Source organism: Lentzea miocenica (assembly GCF_033949945.1).
Lineage (GTDB): Bacteria > Actinomycetota > Actinomycetes > Mycobacteriales > Pseudonocardiaceae > Lentzea > Lentzea miocenica.
Genome location: NZ_JAXAVW010000023.1, coordinates 55,396 through 70,019, shown reverse-complemented (window position 1 = coordinate 70,019; position 14,624 = coordinate 55,396). Strand labels below are relative to the sequence as shown.

Annotated in this window: 13 protein-coding genes and 1 tRNA gene; 8 read left to right on the top strand and 6 right to left on the bottom strand. The window is 66.8% G+C overall.

Annotated features, from left to right (window positions below):
• Positions 1–110 precede the first annotated feature (110 nt).
• From topA to SK803_RS26970, 4 genes are read left to right on the top strand one after another with little or no spacing between them, the layout of a single operon-like run.
• Positions 111–2,879: a type I DNA topoisomerase gene (gene topA, locus SK803_RS26985; RefSeq protein ID WP_319968906.1), complete on the top strand. Its 2,769-nt coding sequence runs from the start codon at positions 111–113 to the stop codon at positions 2,877–2,879.
• 42 nt (positions 2,880–2,921) lie between these two features.
• The gene (locus tag SK803_RS26980) at positions 2,922–3,335 is read left to right on the top strand and encodes a hypothetical protein (RefSeq protein WP_319968905.1); all 414 of its coding nucleotides are present in this window, start codon (positions 2,922–2,924) and stop codon (positions 3,333–3,335) included.
• Positions 3,336–3,392: 57 nt separating this feature from the next.
• A complete protein-coding gene (locus SK803_RS26975) occupies positions 3,393–5,444 on the top strand; it encodes a bifunctional MFS transporter/dTMP kinase (protein WP_406601587.1) in 2,052 nt (683 codons plus the stop codon).
• A 24-nt stretch (positions 5,445–5,468) separates the two neighbouring features.
• Positions 5,469–6,665 (top strand): DNA polymerase III subunit delta', encoded by a 1,197-nt coding sequence (locus SK803_RS26970; protein WP_319968903.1) that lies wholly within the window; start codon positions 5,469–5,471, stop codon positions 6,663–6,665.
• Positions 6,666–6,906: 241 nt separating this feature from the next.
• Here the strand turns inward: SK803_RS26970 and SK803_RS26965 are convergent, their stop codons facing one another.
• From SK803_RS26965 to kduI, 3 genes are read right to left on the bottom strand one after another with little or no spacing between them, the layout of a single operon-like run.
• The gene (locus tag SK803_RS26965) at positions 6,907–7,647 is read right to left on the bottom strand and encodes an IclR family transcriptional regulator (RefSeq protein WP_319968902.1); all 741 of its coding nucleotides are present in this window, start codon (positions 7,645–7,647) and stop codon (positions 6,907–6,909) included.
• The gene (locus SK803_RS26960; protein ID WP_319968901.1) at positions 7,644–8,369 is read right to left on the bottom strand and encodes an SDR family oxidoreductase; all 726 of its coding nucleotides are present in this window, start codon (positions 8,367–8,369) and stop codon (positions 7,644–7,646) included. Before SK803_RS26960 ends, SK803_RS26965 begins: the two co-directional genes overlap by 4 nt.
• The gene (gene kduI / locus SK803_RS26955) at positions 8,366–9,193 is read right to left on the bottom strand and encodes a 5-dehydro-4-deoxy-D-glucuronate isomerase (protein WP_319968900.1); all 828 of its coding nucleotides are present in this window, start codon (positions 9,191–9,193) and stop codon (positions 8,366–8,368) included. Before kduI ends, SK803_RS26960 begins: the two co-directional genes overlap by 4 nt.
• 138 nt (positions 9,194–9,331) lie before the next feature.
• Here kduI and SK803_RS26950 point away from each other — a divergent pair, with 138 nt between their 5' ends.
• Positions 9,332–9,625 (top strand): hypothetical protein, encoded by a 294-nt coding sequence (locus SK803_RS26950; protein WP_319968899.1) that lies wholly within the window; start codon positions 9,332–9,334, stop codon positions 9,623–9,625.
• Positions 9,625–10,815, top strand: coding sequence for a glycoside hydrolase family protein (locus tag SK803_RS26945; RefSeq protein WP_319968898.1), 1,191 nt, complete (start codon positions 9,625–9,627; stop codon positions 10,813–10,815). Before SK803_RS26950 ends, SK803_RS26945 begins: the two co-directional genes overlap by 1 nt.
• Here the strand turns inward: SK803_RS26945 and SK803_RS26940 are convergent.
• Complete coding sequence (locus tag SK803_RS26940) at positions 10,769–12,142, bottom strand: hypothetical protein (protein WP_319968897.1); 1,374 nt, start codon at positions 12,140–12,142, stop codon at positions 10,769–10,771. The genes SK803_RS26945 and SK803_RS26940 overlap by 47 nt on opposite strands.
• Before the next feature lie 108 nt (positions 12,143–12,250).
• Between SK803_RS26940 and SK803_RS26935 the strand changes: the two genes are divergently transcribed.
• Positions 12,251–12,324: transfer RNA gene (locus SK803_RS26935), tRNA-Thr, on the top strand.
• A gap of 24 nt (positions 12,325–12,348) precedes the next feature.
• Here SK803_RS26935 and SK803_RS26930 read toward each other — a convergent pair.
• Positions 12,349–12,720 (bottom strand): hypothetical protein, encoded by a 372-nt coding sequence (locus SK803_RS26930; protein WP_319968896.1) that lies wholly within the window; start codon positions 12,718–12,720, stop codon positions 12,349–12,351.
• 153 nt (positions 12,721–12,873) lie between these two features.
• On the opposite strand from SK803_RS26930, the gene SK803_RS26925 reads away from it, so the two are divergent.
• Complete coding sequence (locus SK803_RS26925; RefSeq protein WP_319968895.1) at positions 12,874–13,926, top strand: hypothetical protein; 1,053 nt, start codon at positions 12,874–12,876, stop codon at positions 13,924–13,926.
• On the opposite strand, the gene SK803_RS26920 is transcribed toward SK803_RS26925, so the two are convergent.
• Positions 13,927–14,610: an HNH endonuclease family protein gene (locus SK803_RS26920; RefSeq protein ID WP_319968894.1), complete on the bottom strand. Its 684-nt coding sequence runs from the start codon at positions 14,608–14,610 to the stop codon at positions 13,927–13,929.
• Positions 14,611–14,624 lie beyond the last annotated feature (14 nt).

Sequence of the window (14,624 nt, the reverse complement as noted above, 5' to 3'; positions counted from 1 at the left end):
GTCTCGTCGTACGGGCGTCGCGGAGACATGACGGATGGTGTGCTTTTCGGCCGACGCTGGGCAACACTGGCGGGCCTGGGAACCGGGTTTGGAAGAGAGCGGGACGGCGAGTGGCTGGATCGACACGGACGAGAAAGAGCAGCGGAGGCGGGGGCAACATCCGACGATTGGTGATCGTCGAGTCGCCCACGAAGGCGCGCAAGATCGCCTCATACCTCGGCGCCAACTTCGTCGTGGAGTCCTCCAGGGGACACATCCGGGACCTGCCGCGCGGTGCTGCCGACGTCCCCGCGAAGTTCAAGGGCCAGGCCTGGGCCAGGCTCGGCGTGGACGTCGACCACGACTTCGAGCCCCTCTACGTGATCTCCGCGGACAAGAAGTCGCTGGTCACGGAGCTGCGGGAAGCGTTGAAGGACGTCGACGAGCTCTACCTCGCGACAGACGGTGACCGCGAGGGCGAGGCCATCGCGTGGCATCTGCTGGAGACGCTCAAGCCGAAGGTCCCGGTTCGCCGGATGGTGTTCCACGAGATCACCGAGTCCGCGATCCAGGCCGCCGCCGCGAACCCCCGTGACCTCGACCAGGACCTGGTCGACGCCCAGGAGACCCGCCGCATCCTCGACCGCCTCTACGGCTACGAGGTCAGCCCCGTGCTGTGGAAGAAGGTCATGCCGAAGCTTTCGGCTGGCCGCGTGCAGTCCGTGGCGACGCGTCTGGTCGTGGAGCGCGAACGCGAGCGGATGAAGTTCGTCTCAGCGAGCTACTGGGACATCTCGGCGCAGATGGACGCCGGTGCCGAAGCCACGCCGCGTCAGTTCGGCGCGCGTCTCGTGGCCGTCGACGGCACGCGTCTCGCCACCGGCCGTGACTTCGGTTCGGACGGCAAGCTGACCGGCAAGGCCGACGTCGTCGTGCTGGACGAGGCACAGGCCAGGGCCATCGCCGCCGGGCTGCAGAACGCGCCGGTCAAGGTCGCCTCGGTCGAGGAGAAGCCGTACTCGCGCAAGCCGTACGCGCCGTTCATGACCTCGACGCTGCAGCAGGAGGCCGGCCGCAAGCTGCGGTTCTCCGCCGACCGCACGATGCGCACCGCGCAGAAGCTGTACGAGAACGGCTACATCACCTACATGCGTACCGACAGCACCACGCTGTCGGAGACCGCGATCAACGCGGCCCGCACGCAGGCAACGGACCTCTACGGCGCGCAGTACGTCGCCAAGGAGCCGAGGCAGTACACGCGCAAGGTCAAGAACGCGCAGGAGGCCCACGAGGCGATCAGGCCGGCGGGAGAGGTCTTCCGCACGCCCGGCCAGGTGGCCGCCGAGCTCGACGCGGACGAGTTCAAGCTCTACGAGATGATCTGGCAGCGCACGATCGCCTCCCAGATGGCCGACGCGCGGGGCAACACGACCAGCATCCGCATCCAGGGCCGGGCCGCGACGGGCCAGGAGGTCACGTTCGCCGCCTCCGGTCGCACGATCACGTTCGCCGGCTTCCTCAAGGCCTACGTCGAGACCGTCGACGCCGAGGCCGGTGGCGAGTCGGACGACGCGGAGTCGCGCCTGCCGCAGCTGGTCAAGGACCAGGACCTGACGATCGCGGAGCTGTCCGCGGACGGTCACTCCACCTCGCCGCCCTCGCGCTACACCGAGCCGTCGCTGATCAAGACGATGGAGGAGCTCGGCATCGGCCGTCCCTCCACCTACTCGTCGATCATCAGCACCATCCAGGACCGCGGCTACGTGTGGAAGAAGGGCGCGGCGCTGGTCCCGTCGTGGGTGGCGTTCGCCGTGGTCGGGCTGCTGGAGGGTCACTTCGGCCGCCTGGTCGACTACGACTTCACCGCCGCGCTCGAGGACGAGCTCGACGGCATCGCCGCAGGTCGCCAGCAGCGCACCACGTGGCTGTCCGGCTTCTACTTCGGCGGCAGCATCGGCCCCGACGGCTCGATCGGCCGCTCCGGCGGTCTGAAGAAGCTGGTAGGGACCGGTGTCGAGGACATCGACCCGCGCGAGGTCAACTCGATCCCGCTGTTCAGCGACTCCGAGGGCCGCACGGTCGTCGTGCGCGTCGGCCGTTTCGGGCCGTACCTGGAGCGCGAGGTCGACGGGGCCGCGCAGCGCGCGAACCTGTCGGACGACCTGGCGCCGGACGAGCTGACCGCGGAGATCGCCGAGAAGCTGTTCTCGACGCCGCAGGAAGGCCGTTCCCTGGGCACCGACCCGGTCTCGGGCAACGAGATCGTGGCCAAGGAAGGCCGCTTCGGTCCGTACGTGACCGAGGTGCTGCCCGAGCCGTCGGAGAACGGGGCCGCGCCGTCGAAGGCGAAGGCGCCGAAGCCGCGCACCGGTTCGCTGTTCAAGTCGATGTCGCTGGACACGGTGTCGCTGGAGGACGCGCTGAAGCTGCTCTCGCTGCCGCGCGTCGTCGGCAAGGACCCGGAGACGGGTGCCGAGATCACCGCGCAGAACGGCCGCTACGGCCCGTACCTGAAGAAGGGCACGGACTCGCGGTCCCTCGTCGACGAGAGCCAGATCTTCACGGTCACGCTCGAAGAGGCGCTGAAGATCTACTCCGAGCCGAAGAAGCGCGGCCGCGCCGCCGCCGCTCCGCCGTTGCGCGAGATGGGCAACGACCCGGTGTCCGGCAAGCCGATGGTGATCAAGGAGGGCCGGTTCGGGCCGTACGTCACCGACGGCGAGGCGAACGCGTCGCTGCGCAAGACGGACAGCGTCGAGTCGATCACCGACGAGCGCGCGGCCGAGTTGCTGGCAGAGAAGCGCGCCAAGGGGCCGGTCAAGAAGAAGGCTCCTGCCAAGAAGCCGGCCGCGGCGAAGAAGCCCGCGGCCAAGAAGGCTCCGGCGAAGTCCAAGAGCTGAGCCGCGTGTGACGCACGACTGATGTACGCCTAGGAGGCGGCGGTGCCGACGAACGAGTTCGGTCCGGACGGGACTCAGCCCCCGCCGCCTCCCAGGCTGTTCCCCGACCCGTTGGCCGGGCTGGTCACCGCCGACACCTGGATCGCTCCTCAGTGGACTGGCGGGTACTCCACGTCACGTGTGTCGGCGCCTACACCGCCGGTGCCGACGGAGGAGATGCGGCAGGCCATCTGGTCGGCCATGGAGCAGGAGCGGCGCCGACCACGTGGCAAGCGTCCGCCGGCGCCTCAGCACCAGGTGCTGCAGCAGTACATGCAGACGACGCAAACTCCTGGTGTGCAACAACAACAGCCCGCCAAGCAGTCGAGTGGCGTGGCCGCGTTCATCGGCTGCCTGATCGTGATCGGCTTCTTCGTGCTGGTCGTGGTCAACATTCTCGGGGCGATCTTCAGCTAGCTGTGCTGAGAGTCCGGCAACGTCACCCACCCCATCCGGTTACCCTGATCCCACGGGATGGGCCGAGTAGGGGTGACTGAGATTCAGGACGCGGACACAGGAGTGACCGAGGCAGGCCAGACAGGGCAGGCCCAGTCCAGCGTGTCCACGGTCCACCAGCTGCGCTCGGTGCTGGCCATCCGGCCGTTCCGCCGGCTGTGGCTCGTCACCTACCTGTGCAGCGTTGGTGACTGGCTGTCACTGCTCGCGCTGACCGGTCTGGTCTCCGAGATGATGAGCAGCTACCAGTGGCAGTCGTTCGCGCTGTCGCTGGTCGTGCTGACGCAGCTGCTGCCCGGCATCCTGTTCGCGCCCATCGGTGGCGTGCTCGCGGACAAGTTCGACCGCCGCAAGGTCATGGTGGTCTGCGACGTCCTGCGCGGCTCGCTGTTCATCTCGATCGCGCTGATCGGGTCGCCGATCTGGCTCTTCGTCGCGAACTTCCTGGTGGGCTGCTGCGCGATGCTGTGGATCCCGGCCAAGGAGTCGGCGGTCCCGAACCTGCTGCGCCGCCCCGATCAGGTGGAGTCGGCGAACCAGCTCGGCCTGGTGATGACCTACGGCATCTCGACGATCAGCGGCTTCGGCCTGTACTCGCTGATCGCGGGCATCCCCGCCTACCTGAACCTGCAGGGCGGGAACCTCGAGTTCAACATCGCGACCATCGCCGTGATCATCAACGGCCTGCTGTACTTCACCTCCGCGATCCTGATCGCGACCAGGCTGCCGGAGCTGTCCGGCCGCACCGCGGCCAAGAAGAAGGAAGTCGAGGCCGACAAGCCTGGCTTCGTGGCCATGTTCCGCGAGGGCATCAGGTTCGCCGCCGCGACGCCGCTGGTCCGCGGCCTGGTGATCGGCATGATCGGCGCGTTCGCCGCGGCCGGTGTCGTGATCGCGACGGCGAAGCTCTACGCCCAGTCGCTGCTGGGCGGCGCCTCGACGTTCGGCCTGCTGTTCGTGGCGGTGTTCGTCGGTCTGGCGATCGGCATGGCGACCGCACCGCGACTGGCCAGGCGGCTCGCCTACAACCGGCTGTTCGGCGTCACGATCGTGGGCGCCGGCGTCACGCTGGTGCTGGTCGCGCTGGCCCCGCACCTGTGGATCGCGCTGCTGGCGGTGGCGCTGGTCGGCACGTGCGCCGGTGTCGCGTTCCTGACCGGCCTGACCATCGTGGGGTCGCAGGTCGAGGACGAGATGCGCGGCCGCACGGTCGCGTTGATCCAGTCGTTGCTCAAGATCGTGCTGTTCGGTGCCTCCGCCGGGGCCCCGCTGCTGGTCGCGTTGCTGCAGAAGCGCACGGTCAGCGTGTTCGGCCACCCGATGGAGGTCGACGCGACCCGTCCGGTGATGCTCGGCGGCGCGGTGATCGCGATCGTCCTGGGCCTCGTCGCGTACCGGCAGATGGACGACCGCCGCGAGGAGCCGGTGCTGACGTCGCTGTTCGCGGCGATCCGCGGCCGCCGGGCCACCAAGGGCATGCTGATCGCGGTCGAGGGCGACACCCGCGAGGACACGTCGGTGCAGGCCCGCCGCCTGGCCGCCGCTTTGCGTGCCGAGGGTGTCGAGGTGCTGCTGGCCGCCGATCCCGAGCACGACGAACGCCGTCTGCGCACGATGCTGTCGTCCGTCGAGCTGGCCGGTGTGCGCGCGCAGGCTCTCGTCGCTGCCGCGGTCCGTGCCGATGTCGTCGAACGGCAGGTGCGTCCTGCCTTGGACGAGGGCTCTGTCGTCGTGATGGAGCGGTACGTCGACTCGCCTTTGGCGCACTTCACCGCTACTTCCTCGCTGGAAACCCAGGAGCTCGAGGGGCTCGTCGACTGGGCCACCGGGCGGCTGCGGCCTGATCTGACGATTCTGCTGGACCGGCCGGTCGTCGACGGCAAGGCGATCGGGCTCGAACACCACTGGCGCGTGCAGCGGCTGCTGAGCGAGATGGCCGCCGCCGACCCGGACCGCTACGTCGTGGTCGAGGCCGACGGTGACGCGGACGAGGTGGCCGAACGGGTCCGCTCCGCCGTGCTGCCGTTGCTGGCGACTCGCAAGCGTGCGGTCCCCGAAGCCGCGGTCTGACCGTTCGCTGGAAGACTGCTAGCCATGAGCGTGTGGGACGAGGTCGTCGGCCAGCCGGACGCGGTGGCTGTTCTGTCCGCGGCTGCTGAGGCCGCTTCCACGATCGTCGCGGGTGGCACTCCTGCTCCGGGTGTGATGACCCACGCTTGGCTGTTCACGGGACCGCCTGGGTCTGGCCGGTCGTCCACCGCGCGTGCTTTTGCCGGGGCGCTGCAGTGTGTGGTGGCCGATGACCGGCCTGGGTGCGGTGAGTGCAGTGGGTGCCGTACCTCGTTGCACGGGACGCACGCCGACGTTCGGGTTGTTGCGCCTGAGGGGCTTTCCATCTCGGTTGCCGAGATGCGGTCGCTGGTTCAGATCTCTGCTCGCCGTCCCACTTCCGGGCGGTGGCAGGTGGTGATCATCGAGGATGCGGATCGGCTGACCGAGGGTGCTGCCAACGCCTTGTTGAAGGCTGTCGAGGAGCCGCCGGCGCGGACTGTGTTCCTGTTGTGTGCGCCTTCTGATCATCCTGACGATGTTTCGGTGACCATTCGGTCGCGGTGCCGGTTGGTTTCGTTGGGGTCGCCTCGGCCCGCATCCATCGCCTCGGCGTTGGAGTCGCTCGAAGGTGTGGAGCCTGCGATGGCTCAGTGGGCTGCCTCGGTTTGTGGTGGGCATGTCGGGCGTGCGCGGCGGCTGGCGGTGGACTCCGAGGTTCGTGCGCGTCGCGAGGCCGTGCTGCGGATTCCCTTGGCGTTGCGGAAGCCTGCTGATGTCTTCACGTGTGCCGACGAGTTGATTCGGGCTGCTGAAGAGGATGCTTCTACGGCCAACGAGGCTCGTAACGAGGTTGAGCGGTCGGCGTTGGAGACGGCGATGGGGGCTGGGGGGACCGGGAAGGGGACCGCTGCTGCGTCTCGGGGCGCCAAGGGGGCGTTGAAGGATTTGGAGAAGCGGCAGAAGTCTCGGGCTACTCGGACTCAGCGTGACTCGCTGGACATGGCGCTGGTGGATTTGGCTGGGTTTTATCGGGATGCGTTGGTGGTGCACACCGGGTCTGAGGCTGCGTTGATGCATCCGGATCGGGCTTCGGATTCTCGGACTGCGGCCGCCCAGTGGTCGCAGGAGTCGATATTGCGGCGGTTGGAGGCGGTGTTGGCTTGCCGGGAGGCTATTGAGGTCAACGTGAAGCCTCGGATCGCTGTTGAGGCGATGGTTACTACGTTGCATCGCGGGTAGCTGGTCCGGTTGGCTGCGTCGGGTCCCGTTTAGGGATTTCGGGGCTCCGCCCCGGACCCCGCCAATCTGATCAAGGACCTTGTCCACGCCACCGGCGGGTTGATGGCACGCCTGTTGCGCTGGGCGGAGTTGCGTTGCGTGGGTGGTGCGGTTCGGGCGGGACCACCCACCGGAACCTCCCGTTTCAAGCGTTAAGGACGCCTCGGCTTCGCCATCGGGTCGGCTCGCCTTCGGCTTCGCGTTAGAAGACCCAGCCGAGGGCTGCTGATACCTCGTCTGCCGCTCGTAGTACCCGTGGGCCCAGTGCGATGAGTTCCTGTAGTGAGTGCTCCATTGCCAGGGATGAGGCGGACAGGCCGCCTATCACTGTGCCTGTGTGGTCTTTGATCGCGGCGCCTACGCAGCGCACGCCTACCTCGTTTTCCTCGTCGTCCAGGGCGAATCGTGATCGGCGGACTCGGGACAGTTGCGATTTCAGGCGTGAGGAAGAGGTGATCGTGCGCGGTGTTCGGCCGGGTAGCCCCGCTCGGGTGATGTACCCGTCCAGTTCTGAGGGTGGGAGCGAGGCCAGCACTGCTTTGCCGATGGCTGTGCCGTGGGCTGGGAGTGACATGCCCAGGCGGGAGGCCATGCGGTAGGGCTTGTTGGCCTCGATCTTGTCCACGTAGACCAGTTCGTCGCCGAACAGCACGGCCAGGTGCACTGTGCAGCCTGTGGATTCCTGTAGTGCTCGCAGGAATGGCCGTGCTCGCTCCACTGTGTCCAGAGGGCGCAGGACTTTGCCTGCCAGGGCCAGGACTCTTGGGCCGGTGAGGTAGCCGTCTGAGCTCAGGGTGGCGAAGCCTCGGTCCACCATTGTCTGGAGGAGGCGGTGGACTGTGGATTTGGGCAGGCCGGTTACTCGCGCGATGTCCGTGATGCGCGTGTGGTCGGCCAGGGCCTCCAGCACGGCGAGCGTTTTTTCGACGGCGGTATCGGTCATCTCGCCAGCCAGCCTCCATCGACCACCAGTACGTGTCCGGTCACATAATCGGACGCGGCGGACGAAAGGAACACCGCTGGGCCCACGAGATCTTGTGGGGTGCCCCAGCGGCCGGCTGGGATTCGGCTGCTGATGGCTTGTTCGCGGTCTGGATCGGCGCGGAGCGGGGCGGTGTTGTTGGTTTCGATGTAGCCCGGGGCTATGGCGTTGACCTGCACGTTTGAGGATGCCCACTCGTTGGCGAGGAGTTTGGTCATGCCTACGAGGGCGTGCTTGGAGGCGGTGTAGGCGGAGACGAGGATTCCGCCCTGAAAGGACAGCAGGGAGGCGATGTTGACGACCTTGCCGCCGCCGTTCGCGATCATCTGACGGCCGCAGGCCTTGGAGATCTCGAACGCCGAGTCGAGGTTGACGGCCATGACTCGTTGCCAGTCGGAGAGCGAGACGTCCACGGCGGCGCCTCGGTGGATGGTGCCCGCGTTGTTGACGAGGATGTCCACGCGGTGTTCGGCGAGGACTGGGGCCAGGGCCGGCTCGATCGAGGCCGGGTCCGAGAGGTCTGCTGAGACTGTGGCCAGGGCTGGGGCCACGTCGGAGAGGTCGCCTCGGCCGATCAGGATCAGGTTGGCGCCTGCGTCGTGGAGGCCTTGGGCGATGGCGCGGCCGATGCCGGTGCGGGCGCCGGTCACTACGGCCGTTTTGCCTTCGAGGGAGAAGTTCACCGGAGCTCCGTCACGGCTACCGGGTCCATGTCGTCGTAGGCCTGGTTCTCGCCGCCCATGGCCCAGACGAACGTGTAGGAGTGCGTGCCTGCTCCACTGTGGACGGACCAGGACGGGGAGATCACGGCTTCTTCGTTGCGCACCACGATGTTTCGGGTGTTCTGCGGTTCGCCGCAGAGGTGGATCACGCGGTGCTCTTCCGGCAGGTCGAAGTAGAGGTAGCACTCGGTGCGGCGGTCGTGGGTGTGTGGCGGCATGGTGTTCCAGACGCTGCCGGGGGCCAGTGACGTCACGCCCAGGACCAGTTGGGACGAGCGGATGCCGTCGGCGTGCACGAACTTGCGGATCTCGCGGACGTTCGCGGTGCTCTGGTCGCCCAGTTCGAGGACGTCGACCTCGTCGAAGCGGGCTACCGAGGTGGGGAACGAGGCGTGCGACGGGGTGGAGAAGAGGTAGAAGCGGGTGTCCTCGTCGGCGGCGCGGAACTCGACGTCGACGGCGCCTTGGCCCACGTAGAGGCAGTCGCGCGTACCGAGTTCGTGTTCGGTTCCGTCCACGGCAACTGTTCCGGTACCGCGGATCGCGAGCACGGCGAGTTCGCGGCGTTCGCAGAAGTGCGCTGAACGGAGCGGGGGAGCGCTCTCAAGCTTGAGCGGATTGCCTGGTGACGGGGTCGCTCCGCCGAGCACGATGCGGTCTTCGTGCGTGTAGACGGTTCGGATCTCGCCCGGTGCGAAGAGGTCGTCCACGAGGTAGTGCTGCCGCAGCCCGTCCGTGTCGAAGCCCGGCAACTGCGCCGGATGGGTCGAGTGCCTGATTTGCATCTGAGGATGCCTTCCGATCGGGGCGGCGGAGTGACACGATGTGCGCCGACCAACATGGAACTACGTTCCGTGTTATGGAACAAGGCTCTCGTCTCCACGCCGCCGGAGACGAGTTCAGGCATGTGAAAGGCGGCCTTGGTGTACCAGCAGAACCCGAATCCGACGGGCTCGCTGTTCCTGTCGGCTCTGCTCGGCGGACTCAAGTGGAAGGCTCATTGGGCGGGTCTGACCGCGCTCGCGCTCGCCATCGGCGTCGCGATCGTCGGTTACTCGATGCCGCTCGGCCAGGCGCTCAACTCGGCGGCGGGTCTCGTGGGACGTGAGTGCGACCTGTTCCGCAAGGTGTTCGGTTGGAGTCTGTTGCTGTTGCTGGCGATGTGCGTGATCGCCTATCTCCAGTCCACCCCCGTGCTCGGATGGATGGTGCCATGATGTTCAGTCGCAGAACGCTGCTCGGTGTGGCCGCGGCGGGTTCCGTCGCGGTGGGTCTTCCGGGAGAGGCGTCGGCTTCGTCCAGCCGCTTGTTCCGCGAGTCGCTGGACTACGCGCTGGGCAAGCTGCGCCAGGTCGCGCCGAACGTCACCTCGTTCCCCGAGGAGACGAAGTTCGAGAAGTGGATCTACGTCAACTCCGGCGGCTGGGTCGGCGGGTTCTGGCCGGGCATGCACTGGCTCGCGTACCTGGACAGCGGTGACGAGCAGTTCAGGAAGTGGGCGGTGGAGTCGGCGCTGCGGTTGTCGCCGCGGCGCACCGACACGTCGATCCACGACCTGGGCTTCCTGTTCTACCCGTCGTGGGTGACGGCGTACCGGCTCACGGGCGACGTCTCCTGGCGGGACGGCGCGGTGCAGGCAGCGTCGTCGTTGATCCAGCGCTACAACGACAAAGGCCGCTTCATCAGGGCGTGGGGAGCGCTCGGCACGCCGAACAACGCGGGCCGGGCGATCATGGACACGATGATGAACCTGGACCTGCTGACGTTCGCGTCGGAGCAGACCGGGGAGTCGCGGTTCCTGGACGTGGCTGTGCAGCACGCTTTGACCACGCGCGCGAAGTTCATCCGCCCGGACGGGTCCACGCCGCACGTCTTCGACTTCAACCCGGACACGGGCGAGGACATCGGGCCCAACACGAACCAGGGCTACAGCCCGACATCGTGCTGGTCGCGCGGACAGGCGTGGGGCATCTACGGGTTCACGACGATGTACCGGCGTACTCGGCGTCGTGAGTTCCTTGATGCTGCTCGCAAACTCGCGGACTTCGCTCTGGACGCCCTTACGCCGGACCACATCCCGGTGTGGGACTACCGCTCACCGTTGGCGCCCAACGACGTCAAGGACTCGTCGGCGGGCGCCATCATGGCGTGCGGGTTGATCGACCTCTTTCACGCCACGGGTCGAGCTTCCTACTACGTGGCGGCCCTGCGCATCCTGGATGCGTTGTGCCGCACGTGTTTGACGACCCGTTCCGAACGGCACGAGGCCATCCTGGCGCGCGGCACCCGCAACCGCCGCATCGAGGTGGGCATCGAGGTTTCCCTGCCCTACGGCGACTACTACCTCATGGAGGCGTTGCTCAGGGTTCTGAAACCTCGGGAGCTCGGCCGCGCGATCGGCCTCTGACCGGCAGCGCGGCGAAGATCACCACGCCCGCGAGCAGCAGTCCCGTGCCGGTCCAGAACAGCGGGATCGACTGGTACGCGGCGTTGGTGTAGGCGAGCGGCGGCGCCTTCTGCGCAGGAGGCGCCGCCGGGCCGCCGGGCTGCTCGGGAACGGTCTGCGGCGGCTGCGAGGTCCCGCAGACCACGCCACCCTGCGGCGCCGCGGCCCGCACGATCTGCTCGCCGAGCGAGATCTGGGCGAGCGCCGTCGGCAGGTTCGGCAGCTTCAGCTTGTCCGTCGGCAACAGCTGCACGTCGAGCATCCGCGCCGTGGCCCCGAGCTGGAACCCGCTGAACCCGTTGCCCGTGAAGCTCGCCTTCTTCTCGTTGAGGCCCGCGACCTGCAGCCTGACGACGACCAGATCCAGCAACAACGGAACGTCCAGCGTCGGATGCGCGGCATCCAGCGTGCCGAGCTCCTTGCCGTTCTGACTGACCCTGAGCACCGGCGCCGTGTACGTGATCTTCGAAGTCTTCTCGTCCCCCGTCGCCGTGGCCGTGAGCGTCGGCGGCGTGGCCACGTCGATCTTGATCCCACCCGTGAGCTCGACGCTGACCGCGCGCATCGTCGACGTCGACTCGACCGCCTTGTTCTTGCTGCCGGGCAGATCGACGAGCTTGACGACGGAGTTCGCCTCGAACGCGTCCGGAACGCTGAGCAGGCTGGTCTTCACCGGCAACGGCACCTCGGCCGGCAGCGCGCTCAACACCTCAAGGCCGGCCAGCGACGTCTTGGCCGTGGCCAGCGGACTGACACACGGCCCGAGCTTCTCGTCCCACCGTGCGTGCACGCTGCCGTTGAGCAGCTTCAGCTTGCCGAGCGGCGTCTCCGGGATCGGCAGCCCACCGTTGGTCGGCTGCGGGTTGTCCGGAATGGCCGTCTGCACGAGCGTGCCCGGCGACTGCGGCGACCGCCCGGCCACCGCGAACCCGAACGGATTGGCCTGCGTCACGACCCGCTCGGTGCTCAGGAACGCCTCGGTGTTGACCTGCGCACTGGCCAGCCCGAACCCGAACTCGGTGACCGACTGCTTGGGCAACTGGTCACCCAGCCCAGGCAGGATCGTGTTCGTGGGCACCCCCTGCGGCCCGAGCCGAATCATCGTGAGCCCGGTCCCGGCATCTCCAACGGCATGCGCAAGCGGTTGCGGCCCATTCGGCGCCGATGCCGGCGGCTGATTCGGGTCGCGCGGCCCAGGCACCGGCGTGGTGGGAGGCTGCGCGAGCGCGGGCGCTGCAACGAGCGCGAGCAGCAACCCGGCCAGCGGCACGGACAACGATCGGCGCATGAACCACTCCTCGGCGGTTAGGAGGTGGTGACATCGGTCACGGTCCGTACAACGAAGCCGACCCCCGTGAGTGACGGGTCTGTGTGTCGGCTATAGTTATCGCGTCTCGCCGCCTTAGCTCAGTCGGCCAGAGCGGCTCACTCGTAATGAGCAGGTCATCGGTTCGATTCCGATAGGCGGCTCGGTGAGATGACCGGCGGGTCCTCCTAGGAGGACCCGCCGGTTTTTGTTTGACCTCGTAACGTTGTGATGCGTGTCACGATCTCCAATGTGTGCTGCGGATGCGAGGCCTCACCTCCCTGGAACGCAAGCTTGTGCTGACGGCGCGCCATGGGCAGCAGCTCCGGTGTCGCGGAACTCAGGTCGTTCGCGCGGACGTCATCCGTGATCTTCTGCTTGGCCGCCACGGGGCGGTGGACCCGAAGGGCGTACGGCTGATCGGAGCACAGATCGAGGGCGCCTTGGATTTGGAGGGTGTGCTCAGCACGGCCGGCCTCAATTTGACTGATTGCCGGATGCTCGATCCGCTGATCGCGCGAGACGCGCAGTTTCCTTGGCTCGAGCTTGAGGGTTGCCATGTTGCCAGAGTGTCGGCGGACAAGATTCGAGTAGCGGGAAGCATGTTCTTGCGGAAGGGCTTCACCGCAGTCAGTGCGGAGGGCAGGGCAGTAAGGTTGCCTGGCGCTCGCATCGGAGGAAATCTCGAATGCGACGGAGCGACACTCTCTGGCGTGAACGGACCTGCGCTGCACGCAGAGGACATTCGGATTGAAGGAAATCTCTTTCTACGCGACGGATTTTCTGCGACAGCTGATTCGCCGCTAGGTGCTGTTGTGTTGAATGGTGCTTTTGTCGGTGGTGGTGTCAACCTCGTTCGATCGACGTTGGTGAACTCGTCCGGGCCGGCGTTCAGTGCGCGTGGACTCAGGATCGAGGGAGAACTGGTGTTGGGCGGGGACTCCTCGTTTCAAGGGCGGAGTCGAAATTTCATCGTTGATCTGGCAGGTGCGACTCTGGGGGCCGTCCGCTGGAACAAGTTCGATGCGGACAACTCTGAAGCGGATGGCGCACTGTTCGGCCTGGAGAACGTGTCAGCAGGCTGGGTGGCCATCAGTGGCGAAATCTTGTGTCGTGCTGACACTCGCGGGGACTGTGCTGCCGGCGAGTTGTCGATCAGCGGGCTGACCTATCGATCCCTGGCGGCAACGGGTGCTGACTGGCGGGACTGGCTCCATTGGATCCGTTCGCACACTCGTGATTACACGGCTCAGTCTTACTGGCAACTTGCTGGTGTGGAACGAGCTGCGGGCAATGATGTAGCGGTTCGTCGGATTTTGATCGCTCAACAAGACGATCGCAGGATTCGGGGTGAGTTTGAAAGTCGGTGGTCTAGGTTGAGGCACCGTCTTTGGGGATTGTTGTCGGGTTATGGTTACCGCATCGGACGGACTGTAGTTGCGACGCTGATGGTTCTTGTGCTGGCGGGCCTTCTAGGGCTTTGGGCCGGGCACACGCCGATTCGAGACAGTAGGTACGCGGCGGGTCATACCAGTCGTTCCGAACAGCCGTTCACGCCGTGCTCGACATTCGAGCAGATCGGTCTTGGGGTCGATCGAGGACTTCCCCTGGCAGCGACCGGTGTGCGCGAGAGGTGCGACCTCGACACGATTAGCCGTCGCGGTCAGGCTTTTGCGATGGCGATCTGGCTACTGCAAGTCGCAGTGTGGATCCTTGCAACACTCGTTGTCGTCGGGTACTCCAGCATGATCCGGAGAACGGATTGATCATGTCGCAGGCGGTGTGTCACAGGTGGTGAGCGCTCGCTCCAGCGCCGAGCGTTCCGCCGGAGCCACGCTCATCCCGTAGGCCGCCTTCACCGTCACGTAGATGCGCCCGTACGAGCACGCATATCCGGCGTTGGGCGGCATCCACTCGTCCGGCGTCTTGTCGCCCTTCGACTGGTTGACCTTCCCGGAGACCGCGATCAGGTTCCGCAGGTCGTTGGCCGCCGACACCCGGCGCTCCTGGGGCCAGGTGGCCGCGCCGCTGCGCCACATCTCGGCCAGCGGCACCACGTGGTCGATCTGGATTTTCGACACGCTGCTGATCTGTGAGGCCGTGTAGGGGTCGTCGAGGGTGCCGGACTGGACGCTGCAGCGGCCGGGTTTGCGTTCGACGGCGGTCAGGTCGCGGGCCAGCACCTGGCTGCGTTGGTCGCAGCCGTCGCCGTCGGTGTCGAACCACGGCTGGCCGAACACGCAGCTCTTGCCGTTGTCGCAGTCGCGCACGTAACCGTCGAGGCGGCCTGGGGCGCTCAGCGGCAGGGTCGCCAGGGATGTTCGCGCCGCCGCGGCGTCGAGGGTTCCGGCGGGCACGCGATCCAGCTGCGGCCCTGAGGCCTGTGTCCCGGGGGACAGGGGTATCGCGGAACAGCCGGTCAGCAGGATGATCAGCAGTAGCCACCGCATGGGAAGGGCATACC

Excerpts from the sequence above, each read along its gene's own strand:
- SK803_RS26975 (WP_406601587.1), top strand. The coding sequence starts at position 3,393 with ATGGGCCGAGTAGGGGTGACTGAGATTCAGGACGCGGACACAGGAGTG.
- SK803_RS26970 (WP_319968903.1), top strand. The coding sequence starts at position 5,469 with ATGAGCGTGTGGGACGAGGTCGTCGGCCAGCCGGACGCGGTGGCTGTT.
- SK803_RS26965 (WP_319968902.1), bottom strand. The coding sequence starts at position 7,647 with ATGACCGATACCGCCGTCGAAAAAACGCTCGCCGTGCTGGAGGCCCTG.
- kduI (WP_319968900.1), bottom strand. The coding sequence starts at position 9,193 with ATGCAAATCAGGCACTCGACCCATCCGGCGCAGTTGCCGGGCTTCGAC.
- SK803_RS26945 (WP_319968898.1), top strand. The coding sequence starts at position 9,625 with ATGTTCAGTCGCAGAACGCTGCTCGGTGTGGCCGCGGCGGGTTCCGTC.
- SK803_RS26940 (WP_319968897.1), bottom strand. The coding sequence starts at position 12,142 with ATGCGCCGATCGTTGTCCGTGCCGCTGGCCGGGTTGCTGCTCGCGCTC.
- SK803_RS26930 (WP_319968896.1), bottom strand. The coding sequence starts at position 12,720 with ATGGCAACCCTCAAGCTCGAGCCAAGGAAACTGCGCGTCTCGCGCGAT.
- SK803_RS26920 (WP_319968894.1), bottom strand. The coding sequence starts at position 14,610 with ATGCGGTGGCTACTGCTGATCATCCTGCTGACCGGCTGTTCCGCGATA.